At 34.3% G+C, this 16,803-nt stretch carries 14 protein-coding genes and 1 tRNA gene; 7 read left to right on the top strand and 8 right to left on the bottom strand.

The window, feature by feature from the left end:
- Window positions 1-3: 3 nt before the first annotated feature.
- The 5 genes from SLW70_RS08685 to SLW70_RS08705 all read left to right on the top strand — a co-directional run bounded on the left by SLW70_RS08685 (window position 4) and on the right by SLW70_RS08705 (window position 8,106).
- Window positions 4-1,695 (top strand): RagB/SusD family nutrient uptake outer membrane protein, encoded by a 1,692-nt coding sequence (locus tag SLW70_RS08685; protein ID WP_320891717.1) that lies wholly within the window; start codon window positions 4-6, stop codon window positions 1,693-1,695.
- Window positions 1,696-1,946: 251 nt separating this feature from the next.
- Entirely contained in the window at window positions 1,947-3,536 is a 1,590-nt protein-coding gene (locus SLW70_RS08690; RefSeq protein ID WP_320891718.1) for an arylsulfatase, read from the top strand.
- 20 nt (window positions 3,537-3,556) lie between these two features.
- Entirely contained in the window at window positions 3,557-5,698 is a 2,142-nt protein-coding gene (locus SLW70_RS08695; protein WP_320891719.1) for a right-handed parallel beta-helix repeat-containing protein, read from the top strand.
- Between the two features lie 45 nt (window positions 5,699-5,743).
- Window positions 5,744-7,912 carry a right-handed parallel beta-helix repeat-containing protein gene (locus SLW70_RS08700; protein WP_320891720.1) on the top strand — a complete coding sequence of 723 codons (2,169 nt, stop codon included), beginning with the start codon at window positions 5,744-5,746 and terminating at the stop codon, window positions 7,910-7,912.
- A gap of 56 nt (window positions 7,913-7,968) precedes the next feature.
- On the top strand, window positions 7,969-8,106 hold the full coding sequence (locus SLW70_RS08705) for a hypothetical protein (RefSeq protein WP_320891721.1): 138 nt from the start codon (window positions 7,969-7,971) through the stop codon (window positions 8,104-8,106).
- A gap of 642 nt (window positions 8,107-8,748) precedes the next feature.
- Here SLW70_RS08705 and SLW70_RS08710 read toward each other — a convergent pair.
- The 3 genes from SLW70_RS08710 to SLW70_RS08720 form a co-directional block, all read right to left on the bottom strand.
- On the bottom strand, window positions 8,749-9,702 hold the full coding sequence (locus SLW70_RS08710) for a transposase (RefSeq protein WP_320891742.1): 954 nt from the start codon (window positions 9,700-9,702) through the stop codon (window positions 8,749-8,751).
- Window positions 9,703-9,715: 13 nt separating this feature from the next.
- Window positions 9,716-10,078, bottom strand: coding sequence for a transposase (locus tag SLW70_RS08715; protein ID WP_320888229.1), 363 nt, complete (start codon window positions 10,076-10,078; stop codon window positions 9,716-9,718).
- A gap of 134 nt (window positions 10,079-10,212) precedes the next feature.
- Window positions 10,213-10,286: transfer RNA gene (locus tag SLW70_RS08720), tRNA-Met, on the bottom strand.
- Between the two features lie 152 nt (window positions 10,287-10,438).
- Between SLW70_RS08720 and SLW70_RS08725 the strand changes: the two genes are divergently transcribed.
- Window positions 10,439-10,831 carry an START-like domain-containing protein gene (locus SLW70_RS08725; protein ID WP_320891722.1) on the top strand — a complete coding sequence of 131 codons (393 nt, stop codon included), beginning with the start codon at window positions 10,439-10,441 and terminating at the stop codon, window positions 10,829-10,831.
- A 54-nt stretch (window positions 10,832-10,885) separates the two neighbouring features.
- Window positions 10,886-11,725: an aminotransferase class IV gene (locus tag SLW70_RS08730; protein ID WP_320891723.1), complete on the top strand. Its 840-nt coding sequence runs from the start codon at window positions 10,886-10,888 to the stop codon at window positions 11,723-11,725.
- Between the two features lie 86 nt (window positions 11,726-11,811).
- On the opposite strand, the gene SLW70_RS08735 is transcribed toward SLW70_RS08730, so the two are convergent.
- The 5 genes from SLW70_RS08735 to SLW70_RS08755 form a co-directional block, all read right to left on the bottom strand.
- The gene (locus SLW70_RS08735) at window positions 11,812-12,372 is read right to left on the bottom strand and encodes a YqgE/AlgH family protein (protein ID WP_320891724.1); all 561 of its coding nucleotides are present in this window, start codon (window positions 12,370-12,372) and stop codon (window positions 11,812-11,814) included.
- 127 nt (window positions 12,373-12,499) lie between these two features.
- Window positions 12,500-12,772: an HU family DNA-binding protein gene (locus tag SLW70_RS08740; RefSeq protein ID WP_320891725.1), complete on the bottom strand. Its 273-nt coding sequence runs from the start codon at window positions 12,770-12,772 to the stop codon at window positions 12,500-12,502.
- Between the two features lie 174 nt (window positions 12,773-12,946).
- Window positions 12,947-13,894 (bottom strand): methionyl-tRNA formyltransferase, encoded by a 948-nt coding sequence (gene fmt / locus SLW70_RS08745; RefSeq protein ID WP_320891726.1) that lies wholly within the window; start codon window positions 13,892-13,894, stop codon window positions 12,947-12,949.
- A gap of 175 nt (window positions 13,895-14,069) precedes the next feature.
- Window positions 14,070-15,992: an ATP-dependent DNA helicase RecQ gene (locus SLW70_RS08750; protein ID WP_320891727.1), complete on the bottom strand. Its 1,923-nt coding sequence runs from the start codon at window positions 15,990-15,992 to the stop codon at window positions 14,070-14,072.
- Between the two features lie 25 nt (window positions 15,993-16,017).
- Window positions 16,018-16,557, bottom strand: coding sequence for an AAA family ATPase (locus SLW70_RS08755; protein ID WP_320891774.1), 540 nt, complete (start codon window positions 16,555-16,557; stop codon window positions 16,018-16,020).
- Window positions 16,558-16,803: the final 246 nt, after the last annotated feature.

Here is a 16,803-nt window from a genome sequence, read left to right on the forward strand (position 1 = left end):
ATCATGAAAAATTTATATAAATTAGGTTTATTAATAGCGGCATTTTTACCAATATCCTGTTCTGATATTTTAGAAGAGAACCCTAGAATGGTAGTGTCAAATAGTAATTTTTTTAAAACAGAAACAGATTGCCGTAATGCTACAGATGCTATCTATCATGCCTTTCAGAATGGTCAATCCTTTTCAATTTACGGTGCCTATTGGCCCACAATTGATGTAGGTACTGATGATATAGTAACTAGAGATAATAATAATTCTGATGAATGGATGACGCATACGATTGTTCCAGAAATGGTTTTTTTAACAAATCGCAATCAGTACCAATATTTTTGGAAAGCAGTATCACGTGCTAATGATGTTATTAAGTATGTACCAACTGCATCTATTTCTGATATCAAAAAAAATGTATTTCTTGGTGAAGCACATGCTTTAAGAGCCTTTGCCTATTATAATTTAGTACGAGTATGGGGTGATATGCCAAAGGTGGTTAACTCTGTTGAATCAACAACTGATTTTGATTTACCTCGTTCTAGTGTAGATGAGATCTACAATGAGATTATTATTCCAGATTTAAAATTTGCCGAAGAAAATTGTGTTAATACATTACACAGTGGACGAGTTACAAAATGGACAGCTAAATTAATTCTTGCCGAGGTATATTTAACCCGTGCTGGATGGAGAAGAACGTCTCAGGGTGAAAAAGTTAAAGGGGATGCCTCGAATTGGGCATTAGCAAGAGACAAGGCGAAGGAAATTATTGATGGTTCACCTCATTCATTAATTACAACTGCAGTTGTGAATGGTCAAAACATTACTCCAGCTTGCGGTGTGCCGTGGATAGAAAGCAAACCGTATAGTGTAGAATCGATGTTTGAATTAGGGACTATCTCTATTGGTCAAACGGGAGCATGGTTATCAAGACCAGGTTCTAGCAGTAATAATGGAGCTGGTTACTGGGGTGTTAGAGCTACTACTATTCCTACGGGATACACAAGTAATATTAGAGACTTAGCTTGGCCCGCAGCTATTTCTGGTGCTCTTAATAGTAATGCAGGTTTCGTACCTTCACCTGACTTATATGCTGCTTATGACGAAGCTGGTGATCAAAGAAGGGATTGGCTTATAGTGACAAAATACATTACACCTGCTGGTAAAACTATTCTATCGCAACCATCGATTAGAAAATATATGGATATCGATTTCTTTCTAGGTACTAGCACTGCAACATTTCAATATACCAATAATAATATAATACTATATCGATTTGCCGATGCATTATTGATTTATGCTGAAGCTCAAAATGAAGCTGATGGTGCTCCTAATGCGGATGCATATACTGCATTGAACAGAATAAGAAGAAGAGCTTTTGGAGTTACAAATACTTCTAAAGACTTGTCAGGGTTGACACAGGCTGCTTTTAGAACAGCCGTTTATAAAGAACGCCGTTTAGAATTAGCAGGAGAAATTAAAAGACGTTTTGATTTGATAAGAACCGATGGATTTTTTAATGTTAACGATGGAACTTTAATAAAAGTATGGGCAAGTTCTTATAATGGAAATTTTAGTGTTAATGCAAATCATGGAAATGTAAAATGGCCAGACCGCGAATGGTTATTACCAATTCCTTTGACCGAAATGAATTTAAATATTTCTAATGGTTGGGTGCAAAATAAAGGGTATGCGCCTAATGAATAAAATTCAATAAATACATAGGGTGTAATTGTGAAAAAGAAATTGCACCCTACTTTTTTAAAAGATTAATTTATATATAACGGTGCTCTTGTTATTAATGAATATGGAGGTGAAAGTCTTCGTATTGGATAAAAAAACATTGCTACTATTCAATTGATAGGATGCAATAAAAAATTAATTGAAACCAAAGTAATGAAGCGGTTATCATTAGATTCAAAAATAGAATTAAAATAATTCTTTAAAAAAAGCAAGAAATGAAACTTATTTTGCATGTATTCATTGCATTGTTTACTGTGGGAACTATTGCTCAGTCAAAAAATAGCAATAACAAAAAACCGAATATCATTTATATTTTGACCGATGATTTAGGAATTGGAGATCTAAGTTTTTATAACGAAAACAGTAAAATTGCGACACCTAATATAGACAAAATGGGTGCGGAAGGTATGAAATTTACCGATGCTCACACCTCTTCATCTGTATGCACCCCTACAAGATATAGTATCATAACGGGGCGTTACAACTGGAGAACACCACTGAAAAGTTTTGTATTATGGGGAGATTCACCAATGTTAATAAAAGAGAACCGATTGACGGTGGCTCAATTATTGAAAAACAATGGCTATCAAACTTCCACTATTGGTAAATGGCATATGGGGCTAAATTGGTCTATGAAAGAGGGTAGCAAAGAATTTGAGTATTTTTCTAATGTAAAAGACAGATTCAACCCCGATCAAATAGATTATTCTAAACCATTGAAAAAAGGAGCTGTCAATTTAGGATTTGATTATTCGTATATGATTTCAGCTTCTTTAAATATGCCTCCGTTTGTGTATATTGAAAATGACAAAGTAGTAAAGGAGCCTTTAACAATATCAGAAGGATTAAGAAAAGATAATCCTTATGCGTATTGGATAAAAGGGGATATATCGGATGATTTTGACCACGAACAGGTATTGCCTGTTTTTGTGAAAAAAGCTCAAGCGTATATCGCAGAAAAAGCTAAAGAGGACAAACCATTTTTTCTTTACCTTCCTTTGGCCGCACCGCATAATCCGATATTGCCTATAGCGCCTTGGAAAGGAAAAAGTAATATTAATCCGTATGCAGATTTTGTTGTCATGATTGATGATTTGATGGGGGATTTATTTAAAACAATTAAAGACAGTGGTATTGAAGAAAATACAATTGTAATTTTCACAAGTGACAATGGATGTGCTGCAAATGCTAACATTGGGGTATTGAAAGAGAAAGGACATAACCCAAGTTATATCTATAGCGGTATAAAAGGAAGTATCCTTGAAGGTGGACATCGTGTACCATTTTTAGTAAAATGGCCTAAAGGGATTAAACCAAATTCTATTTGCAACGAAACCATTTGTACAACTGATTTTATGGCAACCTGTGCAGATTTGGTAAACTATAAATTGAAAGATAATGAAGCTGAAGACAGCTATAGTATGATGCCATTATTGAATCAAAAAAAAGGTTTTCAAAGAGAAGAAACCATTCATCATGATAAAGCTGGTGTATTTGCCATCAGAAAAGGGGATTGGAAATTAGTAGTAGAACCTACTAAAGAGGATTCTGGTACAAGTAAAAAGAAAAAAGCTAAAGGAGATAGTGACACATTCGAGAACATTCTTTACAATCTTAAAAAAGATACTAAGGAAACTAAAAATGTAGCCAATGAAAATCCGGATAAAGTAAAAGAATTAAAAGCATTGCTAATCAAACAAATTATGGATGGTAGAAGTACTCCTGGCAAAGTTCAAAAAAATGATGAAATTTCATTTCCTTGGGAACAAGCAGCTTTTGCATTAAACCCTTCTGATAAACATTGATAGTATTAATAACCGAATTTATGAAACATCGATTGATTATAATTTTGACAATCTTTTATGGATGTCTAAATAGTGCAGCACAAACAACAGCTGATTTTTACGTTTCTACCAAAGGTTCTGACAACTGGTCGGGTACGTTAGCAAGTCCCAATGCTCAAGGTACAGATGGGCCTTTTGCTTCTTTGGAGCGAGCTAGAGATGCGGTACGAATTTTGAAAAAAAAGAAAACGCAAAACATTTTGGTGCAAATTCGTGAAGGCCTTTATAAATTAAATAAAACAATTGTATTTGGTTTGGAAGATTCCGCTGCAGGAAACGCAACGATAACCTATGCAGCTTATCCTAATGAAAAACCAATATTTAGCTCCGGCAAAGAGATTTCAGGTTGGGAGAAAGTAACTACGGATATTCTAGGTTTGCCAAAGGAAGCCAAAGGGAATATATGGGTAGCCAATGTATCGGATAAATTTCTAACGCTGTATGATGACAATGGAATGTTGCCACGCGCGCAATCCGAACCTTTTAAACCTTTAAAAGAAAGTACTAAAAACAAAATTTATTTTCCAAAAGGGAAAATGAAAAATTACTCAAATGTTACGGATGTTGAACTTATTGTACGTCCAGCTCACGATTGGATTTTAAACATCCTGCCTTTGGCTTCAGTTGATGAAAATAATGGGGTTGCCAATACGACTATTGACGCTACTTATGTGATGCAAAAAAATAATATATGGGTAGAAAACGCTTTAGAAGAATTGAATGCACCTGGTGAATGGGTTTTAAATTCGAAAGAAGGCAAGGTATATCTTTGGAAAAGAGGGGACTCCCCAATAGTAGTACCAACATTGATGGAGTTCATTCGTGTGGAAGGAAAGATTGACAAAAAAGGTTCTAAAGATGTACCCGTTCGAAATTTAAAATTTGATGGACTAACTTTTAAACACGGTGAGCGTTATACCATTGCTAAAGACGATGCTGGTTTACAGCACGATTGGGATTTTTTAGATAAAGACAATGCATTGGTACGTTTTCGCGGAGCAGAGAACTGTGTGGTTAATCAATGTCATTTTTTAGATAGTGGTAGTGGTGCGATTCGTGTGGATTTGTATGGCATAGATAATAAAATTACCAACAACCATATTGAGCATATGGGTGGTGGCGGAATTCTATTGTGCGGATTTGGTCCTGGTACCAAAGATGTGAACAAAAAGAATCTGGTTTACAACAATAACATTCACCATGTTGGCGAAATTTATTGGCATTCTCCAGGGATATTCCTTTGGCAAAGTGGAGAAAACAGAGTCGCTAATAATTTAATTCATCATACTAATTATACTGGTTTAATAGTAAGCGGAGGAATTTTAAGATTATTCAAACGTGGAAATGGTCGTGAACTGATGCGAACTTTGCGTTGGGACGAAATGAGTACTCTTCCCAAAAAACCAGAACAAGAGGATATTAAACCGTATTTACACAGTCGAAACAATTTAATTGAATACAATGAAATTCATGATGCCATGCAAAAGTTAGGAGATGGAAATGGAATTTATATTAGAGGTGCTGGTCCAGGAAATGTAATTCGTCGCAATTTTATTCACGATCTTGTGACTCCAACAGGTAAACAAGGCGGAATGAGGACCGATGGAGGTCAAATGGACGTTTTAATTACCGAAAATATAATCTACAAATGCACCTCGCAAGGAATGACCTTAAAATTAAACAATCGTTTTGAGAATAATATTATTGCCGATGTTATCGCACCTCCTCGCGGTGTTTATCTAAAAATTGTAGAAGGGCCTATGACGGGAGCGTCTAATAAAAATAATATATTTTATTCTTCAACAGATAATTGCATTTTTATTCCTGAACACACACCTGGGAAATCAAATGCAGGTGAAGATATGGAAGGGAAGCAACCTGCACGTATGAAAGATGTGGATTCTGATAACAACATTTATTTCTGTAAAACCGACAGTAGCAAAGGAGACAACACCCTAAAATACCTCCATACGGAAAGTGTAGATAAGAATAGTAAGGCTGTTGATCCTTTATTTGTAAATCCTGAAAAAGGAGATTTTAGATTCAAACCCGATTCGCCAGCCATCAAAATGGGAATTGTACCTATTGATATGTCGATGATAGGATTACGAATGGACAAATAATAATTAAAACGAAAATAAAATTTAAAATAATAAGTAAGATACCGAATGAAAAAACAATTAATTCTCTTTTTAGCAATCCTTTTTGGTTGCTTCATGAGTAACGCCCAAACAGCTGATTTTTATGTGTCCACCCAAGGTTCGGACAACTGGTCTGGAAAATTGGCAAGTCCCAATGCGCAAGGTACTGATGGGCCGTTTGCTACATTAGAACAAGCAAAAAAAGCCGTACGCACTTTGAAAAAAAGCAAGTCACAAGATATTGTAGTGTTGATTCGGGAAGGAGTTTATAAACTGAATAAAACAGTAGTGTTTGGTTTAGAAGATTCAGGAGAGGGAAAATCAACAGTAACTTATGCAGCTTATCCAAATGAAAAACCAGTTTTTAGTTCTGGAAAAGAGATTAAAGGTTGGGAAAAAGTAACTACGGATATTCCAGGTTTACCTGCAGCAGCAAAAGGAAATGTTTGGGTAGCCAAAGTTTCGGATAAATTTTTGACTTTGTATGATGACGAAGGAATGCTGCCTCGTGCACAATCCAAAGGAATAATAACTGAATTAGAAAAAAGCAGTAAAAACCGTCTTCATTTTCCTAATGGATTTTTGAAAAATTGGTCAAATGTAACCGATGCAGAAATTAAAGTACGCCCCCATCATGCATGGATTGTAAATATGTTACCCGTGGTATCTGTCAACGAAAAAACGAATAATGCTACTACAGCCATAGATGCTACTTATGCGATGAATAGACTTCATTTTTTGCCAGAAACAGAGAATTGTTGGGTCGAAAATGTAATGGAAGCGCTTGATAAAAAAGGAGAATGGGTATTAAATACCAAAGAAGGTAAGGTATATCTTTGGCCACGTAATGAATCTACAGTTGTCGCTCCAACGCTCTTTGAACTCATTCGAGTAGAAGGAAAAATTAATAAAGAAGGAGCTAAAGATATTCCTGTTCGCAATCTTGTGTTTAAAGGACTTACCTTTAAGCATGGAGAACGTTACACTGTAAAACCGGATGATGCCGGCTTGCAACATGACTGGGATTTTCTTGATAAAGACAATGCTTTAGTTCGTTTTCGCGGAGCTGAGAATTGTATGATTGACCAATGTCACTTCTTGGATAGTGGTAGTGGCGCAATTCGTGTGGATTTGCACGGAATAAATAATACCATTTCAAATAACCATATCGAACACTTAGGAGGTGCGGGTATTGTGCTTTGTGGTTATGGACCAGGAACTAAAGATGTAAACAAAAAGAATACGGTTTATAACAACAATATTCATAATATAGGAGAGATTTATTGGCATTCGGCTGGTATTTTAGTTTGGCAAAGTGGTGAGAACCGTATTGCTAACAACTTAATACACCACACGGATTATACTGCCATTATTCTATCGGGTTGTATGACTGATTTTTTTGCCAAAGGACCTAATGGTCGCGAGTTAACCCGAACAATTCGTCGTGATGAAGTTCCTAAATTTTCAAAAGATGTTACACTTCAGGATGTTATGCCTTATTTGCATACTCATGACAATATTGTAGAATACAACGAAATGCATCATACGATGCAAAGATTGGGAGATGGAAATTCAGTTTATATACGAGGAGCAGGTAGGGGGAATATCATTCGTCGTAATTATATCCATGATATGGTGGCAGATATGATAATGCAAGCGGCTATTCGTACGGATGGAGGACAAACAGGAACTTTGATTGCTGAAAATTTAATTTATAACTGCACCTCCCAAGGAATTTTGACAAAGTTAGATAATAGAGTAGAAAATAATATTGTGGCTAATATCATTGCTCCTCCACGTGGTTATTATTTGTCCCTGAGAGAAGGACCATTGACAGGAGGAACTATTAAACGTAATATTTTATACTGTGTTAGTGAAATGGGAAGTTTTATTGATGAATTGCCTCCAGGAAAAGATGGGGCTTCTGAAGACAGGAGAGGTCGTGTTATAGCTAGCGCTAAGGATGCAGACACGGATTATAATATTTATTTTTCGAAAGTAAATCCAAACATGGGTAAGGATCTTATAAAGAAAAATCAAAAAGATGGTATTGATAAGCATAGCATGGCGGTTGATCCATTATTTGTAAATCCTGAAAAAGGAGACTTTAGATTTAAACCAGGTTCTCCTGCCATAGAAATGGGTATTGTTCCGATTGATTTATCAAAAGTGGGGTTACGTACAATTAAAGAATAAATTATCGAGTTTTTACCTTTTAAGAACAACTTTATAAAATAAACTTTAATTATTATTTGAAGAAAAGAAGTCTTGTTTTCTTATTGAAGTTAAACACCTATTATTTTTGGTCAAATAGTATGAGTACTAACGGTGCAAAAAAAATTGACAGGCCTGAAATTTGGCCAGAAATAAATTGGAAAGATGAGAAATAATAATATAATCAAGCTAGTATTCATAATTTTCTTTATTGTACTAGTATCCGCTTTTTTGAATTTATTGGTAATTCTATTATTTGGTTATCAGTAGAAACTCGTATGGAATTATAAAAAAAAACGATGAGACTATCTGAAAAGTAATTTTTACAATGCCCCCCTATAAGTTAGGCACTATTTGGTAGTATTTTTATGGAAAGAAAAGTAAAATACAATTGTGAGTTTAAACTTCGTTTTGTATATCAAGTTTTAAGAAAAAATGGTCTTGGATAATAATTTTCAGGGTCATTGATACAATCCTTAAAACTGAGTAATTAAAAAAAAAAAACTGGGGTTAACTTTTTAATTTAAAGTAGATCCTTTTTTTATTTACTCCTAAATGAAGTTTTAATTTGACTTTTAATTTACATTAGAAGGACGAATTGACGGCTTTAAATTTGTACTATATTTTTTTTTGGAGATAATTTATTTGAAATAAAACTCTAATCTCATATTGGAATATGCAATATCGTGATGAAACAATTGTATTATATTGTTATTTTGGAATAGCAATTTTTAAAATTCCTCACTTGAGTGAGTTCCTCACTTGAGCGTTTTGAAGTCTATAATGGATCAATCCTAAAACCTGTGGAGCGACAAAAATTAAGCATAAATATTAGTTAGCCTAAAAAGGAAAAACTCAATGTTTCTAACTCCTCTAAACTGCGACCTAAAAGCTTTTATTTTGGCATTGAAGGATTCTGCCGAAGCATTAGTACTTCTGTTGTCAAAATAGTTTAATATGTTTTGATAATGATTGGTTATGGTTCGAGATATTGTGTTGAAAGACTTAAATCCTGATTGATTTACTTTTTCATGCCATTTGGCCAGTCTAGTAAAAGCAATTATTTTATCAGTTGTGTTTTCAAAGATATTGCGTAAGTCTTGTGTTAGATTGTATGCTTTATGAATATCGGGATATAAATTGAATAATAAGTCCGCACGTTCTTTTTGGTTCTGAGACCATTTTGATTTGTTTTTGTATAAAAAATAACGACTCCTAGCTAGTAGTTGTTTGAGGGTATCGCCGTTGGTTAATATTTTTGGTTCATACTTCGTTTTGCTGCTTTTAGCTTGTTCCATTGCTTCGTTTTCTTGGTCTATAGCTTTCCATCGGTGTTTAATTCTGATCTCTTGCAAAGCTTCAGTGGCAAGTTTTTGAACATGAAAGCGGTCGGTCACTTGTATTGCTTTAGGAAAACATTTTTTAGCAATTAATCCCATATTACCAGCCATGTCCAATGTTATTTCATTAACTAGGTTTCGTTGTTTAAGAGGGATTTTTTCAATAATTGCAATTACTGTTTCTGCTTTTGTTCCAGCAACCATCGCTACTATAGTGCCTTTTCTACCGTTAGCAGCTTTGTTTGTTAAAACGGTGTAAAGCTCGCCATTAGAAAGAGAGGTTTCATCAATAGATAACCGTTTTCCAATGTTTTCAGGAAAAATAAGCCATTGTTTCGCATGTGCTTTTTGATTCCAGATTTTAAAATCACTTAAGAAATCCTTGTATTGATATAGTAGGTTTTTGCCTTTGACACCATAGAAAGAGGCGATAGCATTACAATCATTAGGCTTTGAATCTATTGATTTCTTTTAAAAAAGACGCAAACTCCTGTGTTACCCGAGTTCCGTCTGCTACTAAATTCCAATCTCTAAATACAACTTGTCCAGTATCTTCGTTAAGCCATCTTCTACGAGTAATGTGTAGGTACACTTGATGTCCACGTATTGGAAAATCTTGAACAGTTATCTCATCAAAAAAACCTTTTGAACTTAATTTGTTTTGACGGTATTCTTTTGGAATCGAATTAATCTCTTTTAAGTATAAATGAAGAATTTCTTCACCTTTTTCATAAGAAGTAAGTTCAAAATAATCAACGATAATTTCTGGCAACAATAACTTGAGAAGTTCAACTAAGGAATCTTTCATTTGCATTTAATTTAAAACACAAATATCGAAATTTAATATTTCCCCACAACTTTTTGACTTGATCCTCTATAATTTTGAAACTTAAATCCAATAAAAAACCCTTAAACAGTTGATGTTTAAGGGTTTGTTTTTCGTAGCGAAGACGGGAGTTGAACCCGTGACCTCAGGGTTATGAATCCTGCGCTCTAACCAACTGAGCTACCTCGCCAAATGCAGTGAACAACTGTTCTTGATTGCGGGTGCAAATATAAAACTTTTATTAAAGCAAACAAGCAATTTTTGAAGAAAAAAAAATATTTTTAAAAACGTTTTTTTATCGGGTTTATATTCTATATATTCGAAAAAAAATTAATTAGCCCCATGGATCAAAAAGTACGTTACGAAATAGAGTTCCCAATCACCTCTTCGCCTCAGTTATTGTATCAATATATTTCTACACCTTCTGGTTTGTCTGAATGGTTTGCTGATAATGTAAATTCGCGTGGTGAGTTTTTTACTTTCATTTGGAATGATTCTGAAGAGAAAGCGCGTCTAGCTTCTAAAAAATCCGGTGAAAAAGTAAAATTCAAATGGGTAGATGCTAATAATAAAGATACCGATTTGTTTTTTGAGTTACATATTTTAGTTGATGAATTAACTAAGGATGTTTCCTTAATGGTTGTTGACTTTGCTGATGAAGATGAGGTAGATGAGGCAAAACAGTTATGGGAAAATCAAATTTCAGATTTGAAACATCTCCTAGGTTCTGTATAGAAAATAGTTTATTATAACTTATATTTGCCCTGAACAAAATTCAGGGCTTTTTTTATGATTAATTTTAACGGAACAATAGTATCTGAGGATACTAATATATTGACTCAAAACCGTGCTTTTTTATATGCTGATGCTGTTTTTGAAACGGTAAAGGTGGTAAATGGGAGCGTTCTTTTTCTTGAAGACCATTATTTTAGATTGATGGCATCTATGCGTGTGGTGCGCATGGAGATTCCAATGAACTTTACTATGGAGTACTTTGAAGAACAATTGTTGTCTGTAGTGACATCAAATGGTTTTTCGGCTTCGGCTAGAGTAAGAATTACAGTGTTTAGAAATGATGGAGGGTACTATTTGCCTAAATATAATACCGTTTCTTTTTTGGTGCATGCTACAAAATTACCTGATGTGCACTATGCATTTGAAACAAAGGAATACGAAGTAGATTTGTTTAAGGATTTCTATATCACCAAGCAGCTGCTTTCTTCTATAAAAACAACTAATAGATTATTGAATACTACAGCTAGTATCTTTGCGTATGAAAACGGTTTAGACAACTGTTTGATGTTGAATGATAGTAAAAATGTAGTGGAGGCTATTCAAGGGAATATATTTATGCTGTTGGGGAATAAATTGATAACACCTCCAGTGTCTGAAGGATGTTTGAATGGTGTGATGAGGAAACAAATCTTGACTTTGGCAAAAAAAATAGAAAGTCTAGAAGTGGTTGAGGAGATTATCTCTCCTTTTGATCTTCAAAAAGCTGATGAGTTATTTATTACCAATGTAATTAAAGGAATTCAGCCCATTACAAAGTACAGAAAGAAAACTTTCGGGACTCAAACAGCACATTTGTTGTTGGAAAAATTAAACGAGCTGCTTTTGGTAAAATAGTATATACCGGTAGTAATTAAAAAAGGACTTAAATATTTTCGTTTAGAAAGTATTTAAGTCCTTTTTTTATAAAAGTATTATTGTAGTTAATTCAAATACGGATTTTCAGGAGCGTTAGACCAAATGAGGTAATCACCTCCTAATTCTTTGATTTGGTCTTTCCAAAAATGTGTAGGGGACTTACCTATAATTTTGTTTTTGTAATTATTGGTGGTCACAATCCATGAATTAGCATTCATTTCATTTTCTAATTGATTTTGATGCCAGCCCGAATAGCCTAAGAAAAAACGAATGTTATCTTTTGTGATAGCTCCTTGATTGATTAGATCTTTTGTAGATTCAAAATCACCTCCCCAGTAAATTCCATTAGAAATTTCAATACTATTAGGGATTAATTCAGGGACATTATGGATGAAATAGAGGTTGTCTTGTTCAACAGGTCCTCCGTTGTAAATTTTAAATTTTGAATTTATTTCAGGTATTAAGTCGTTTATCGTGTATTTAAGAGGTTTGTTGATGATAAAACCTACAGAACCTTCCTTATCATGATCCGCCAATAAAATTACAGATCTATTGAATGATAAATCTCCAATTATAGAAGGCTCAGATATAAGCAGTTGACCTTTTATTAATTTTTCTGAAATCATGACACTGTAGTTTTTTTATTAAATTTAAGAAAAAAATCAAAAAAAAACCAAACTTTATCGTTTAAAAGCAAAAAAAAACCCTCCAGAAGGAAGGTTTTGTTTCTTTTTAAGGAAGTAAAACGTCTAATTAGTTTACTGCTCCTTCTAATTCTGCACCAGCTTTGAATTTTACAACGTTTTTTGCTGCAATTTGGATAGTTTTTCCAGTTTGTGGATTTCTTCCGTCTCTTGCTGCTCTAGCTGATACTGACCATGATCCAAAACCTACTAGAGATATTCTACCACCTTTTTTCAAAGTTTCTCCTACGTTTCCTAAAAATGACTCTAAAGCTAATTTTGCAGCTGCTTTAGTAATTCCTGCGTCAGCAGCGATAGCATCGATTAATTCTGATTTGTTCATAATAAAAGTTATTAATTGTTGGTTAAAGAATTCTTATACACAAATTTAGCAGGAAATCCTTACTGAGCAAGTGTTTTGCTGAATTTTAGACTGTTTTGTTGATAACTTTGTTAATTTGTTCATAAAACAGTGTTTTTTTATTGGGAAATACTCTACCCTTACTGTTTTATGGGGTTAAAAGGCTTTTGCATCGGCTGTAAATGTAATTCCATTTAAAAGTTCAGCCGTTGTCATTCTCTTTTTTCCAGGGAATTGTAAACTTAAAATTTGGATAAAACCATTTGCTACGGCAATTTTCATTTCTTTTTTAGTGCAAACAATCCTTCCTATAGGGTGTTGGTGTTCTTCGATGATGATTTTTGATTCGTATATTTTGACGCTCCATTCTTCATCTTTATCGGTAACCATAGACCAAGCCGCTGGATAGGGACTTAATCCTCGAATGAGGTTATGAATTGTAGTAGCTGATTGTGTCCAATCAATTTTGCAATTCTCTTTGTTGAGTTTATAAGCGGTTTTGATATCGTCAGTATCTTTTTGAATTGTAGTAGTCAGATTGCCTTTTTCAATCAAAGTTAAGGTGTCTATAACAGTTGTGCTACCTATATTCATTAGTCTGTCGTGAAGCTGCCCTGCATTTTCTTCAGGATGAATGTCGGTTTCAGAACTTAAAATCATAGCACCTGTGTCTATTTTATCATCAATAAAGAAAGTTGTTACTCCTGTTTTTTGTTCGCCATTGATAATTGCCCAGTTGATAGGAGCCGCACCACGATAATTAGGAAGGAGAGAAGCATGTAGGTTAAAAGTGCCTAAAGCAGGCATTTCCCATACTACTTTTGGAAGCATTCTAAAAGCGACTACAATTTGTAGATTAGCATTCAATGCTTTTAATTCTGATAAAAAACCTTCGTCTTTAAGATTGGTCGGTTGTAAGAGCGGAAGATTATTTGCAACTGCGTATTCCTTAACAGCTGAAAATTTCAGTTTTTGTCCACGACCCGCAGGTTTGTCTGCTGCAGTGATGACACCTACTACAGTATAGTTGTTTTGGATGATAGTATCAAGAATCCCTACTGCAAATTCAGGAGTTCCCATAAAGACAATTCGTAATTTTTCCATTATGATTTTAAAGTATAAAGGGCGAATGCGGATTTTTTTAACCGCAGATTCGCTAATTTTATTGAGAGTATACCGCTTAAAGCGTAATTACCGCAAATTTAGCCATCCTTGATAACAATTAATAGCTTTTTTAATAAAAATCTGTAACTCTAGCGTTAGCGAACAGGCGATGCAATTAGTGGTTGTTTTTAGGCTTATCTGTTTGCTCTGTTAAGCTATAAGTGTTGTTCGGATTCACTATGATGATTTCGTTTTCTAATAGCTGTTGGAGTACAGTTATAATAGTATCTGCGCTAGAATGGGTTCTGTTTTCTAATGCTCTGGAGTTTAGAGCTTCGCTTTTTAGCAAATGAATGATTTGTTCCGAAAGTGCTTTAATATTTTTCGGTTTTTTCTTTTTGGCAATGCAATAGGAGCAGATGCCACAATCCTTGGACTGTTTTTCGCCAAAATAACTTAAAATCAATTTGCTTTTGCAAACATTGTTTTCGCTTGCATAATGTAGTACGGATTGTAGTTGGTCTTTTTTTAGTTTGTTTTGGTTTTCTAAATATTTGACTACTCGGCTGATGGTTCTTTCGTCTTCGCGAATTTCATTAAAAGTAAGAGACGCGTCGTTGCCTTTTGAATGGTAGTTAATAATTTGTTTTTCGTTTAGTTTTTCTAAAAGCTTGAGTACTTCTTTTTCAGTATGATGAGATTTTTTGGCAATCAAAGCGCTATTGAATGCGGTTTCAATATCGTAAATGCCAGGATACGTTCGTAGAATGGCAAGAACAATTTCTTCGTCATTTGGATTTAAACTGATGTAGCGCAATACTTCTTTTGACGAAATAATAAATTGTAAACTTATTTTCTCTGAGAATTCCTGAGACAAACTAAGAATTCCTTGTCGGTCCAAAAACTGAATGGCGTTGTAGGCTTTTAAAACTGGAAAATTGTATTTAACACAGAAGTGATTCAGGTTAAAGGAAAATTTTTCGTTAATGCCTTCGCCATATGCGATTTGGAAATAACTATTCAGCTTTAGATAAACGAGGTTTAAAAAGGCTTTGTCAGGTAGTGTGTTTATAAACTGATTTTCGGACTGAATTTGGTCAGAAGGGCTAGTGAGTAAAACCGCAAAAGCTTTGTCTTCGTTTCGTCCTGCGCGACCAGCTTCTTGATAATAATTTTCTATGTTTTCAGGCAATTGAATATGAATGACTGTTTTGACATTGGCTTTGTCTATTCCCATTCCAAAGGCATTAGTGGCAACGATAACTTGTGCTTTTTCTTCCATCCAAAGCGCCATGTTTTTATCTTTTTCTCTCGAATGAAGACCGCCATGGTAGTAGGTTGCTTTGAAACCGGTATTTTGTAATTGGGATGAAATCTCTAAGCAAGATTTTCTATTTCGAACATATATAATAGAAGGCTGTGGGTTTTTCCTTAAAATTTGTTGAATTTTATAGAGTTTGTCTTCGGCTTCAAAAACCATATAGGCTATGTTCTTTCGAGCAAAAGATTGGTGAAATGAAACGGGGTTTTCTAGTCCTAATTCTTTAATGATGTCCTCTTTTACACGGGCTGTTGCCGTAGCGGTTAAGGCTAAGAATGGAACTTTAGGAAAAGCGGTTTTGAGATTCGAAATTTTTAAATAAGCCGGCCGAAAGTCATGACCCCATTGGGATACACAGTGCGCTTCGTCAATTGCAATCAGGCTGATATTGATTCCCTTTAGTCGTTCCAATATCCAGTCTGACTGTAAACGTTCAGGTGATAAATAAAGAAATTTATAGTTTCCAAACTGACAATTGTCTAAGAGGTCAATCATTTCGTCTGATTTAATTCCGCCTGTCAAGGCAATGGCTTTGATGTCTCGACTTTGTAAATTGGCTACTTGATCTTTCATTAAAGCTACCAAGGGAGAAATAACTAAGCAAATTCCTTTTTGCATCATGGCGGGAACTTGGAAGCAAATCGATTTTCCGCCGCCCGTTGGAAGTAAGGCAAAAGTATCCTGTCCACTTAAAACAGAATCAATAATTTCGTTTTGTAGTGGTCTAAAACTGTTGTGTTTCCAGTATTTTTTTAGGATTTCTAATGCTTCAGACATGATAAAATGGAGGCAGAGTTTAAGATTATTGTTCGATGGATTCTAGTATAAAACGAATGCGATTTTCAACGGTGTCTTTTGGTATTTCGATAGGTTTGTAACCTAGTTTTTCGTAGGCAGCGACAATCTTTTGATGAATGGCTTTGGCTTGTTCAAAATTTTCGTAACGAGCTTCATCAGTTTCGTAAATTTCTTCCCAAGGAGGAAGTGAAAACACCTGTGAATAAACTGTCTCGCGACAGCATTTCTTGAAATAATCAGGGTAGGTATCGCCGATATAGTCCATATAGCCTATGATATCAGGTAAACCTCGGTCAATGAAAATAAGATTAGCAGTTTCTTTTAGAGCGTTTTCAAACTGTTCTTTTCTGCCATTAAGTAATAATTCGCTAAATAATAATGGATTTTCAAGGAATAATTGCTCAATTCCTTCTTTTTGAGCAGCTAATGTTATAGCCCTAGAAATTTCTGGATAACAGCAAAATCCTTTGGCAATCAAACTGTTTAAGAGTGTTGTTTTTCCAGTTCCAGGTCCACCAGTAATGACTATAATTTTTTTTTGCACTTTATTTTCGATAGAATTCAAACTTACTGAAACTATTTGGGATTTTAAAACAAATCATTCGTAAATTAAGTTCAAAGTATAAAAATGAATAATTGCTTTTTCACACGAATTATATCGGTTTTGACGGAAATCTATTTTTTATTTATTACAAACTCTCCATACGTTGATAAATTTAGTGTAATTTGTTATTTTAACTTTACTAATTTGTGGTAATTAGTGTTTGAGAATATTTTTAATTTGAATCTA

This window comes from Flavobacterium sp. NG2, from assembly GCF_034119845.1.
GTDB lineage: Bacteria > Bacteroidota > Bacteroidia > Flavobacteriales > Flavobacteriaceae > Flavobacterium.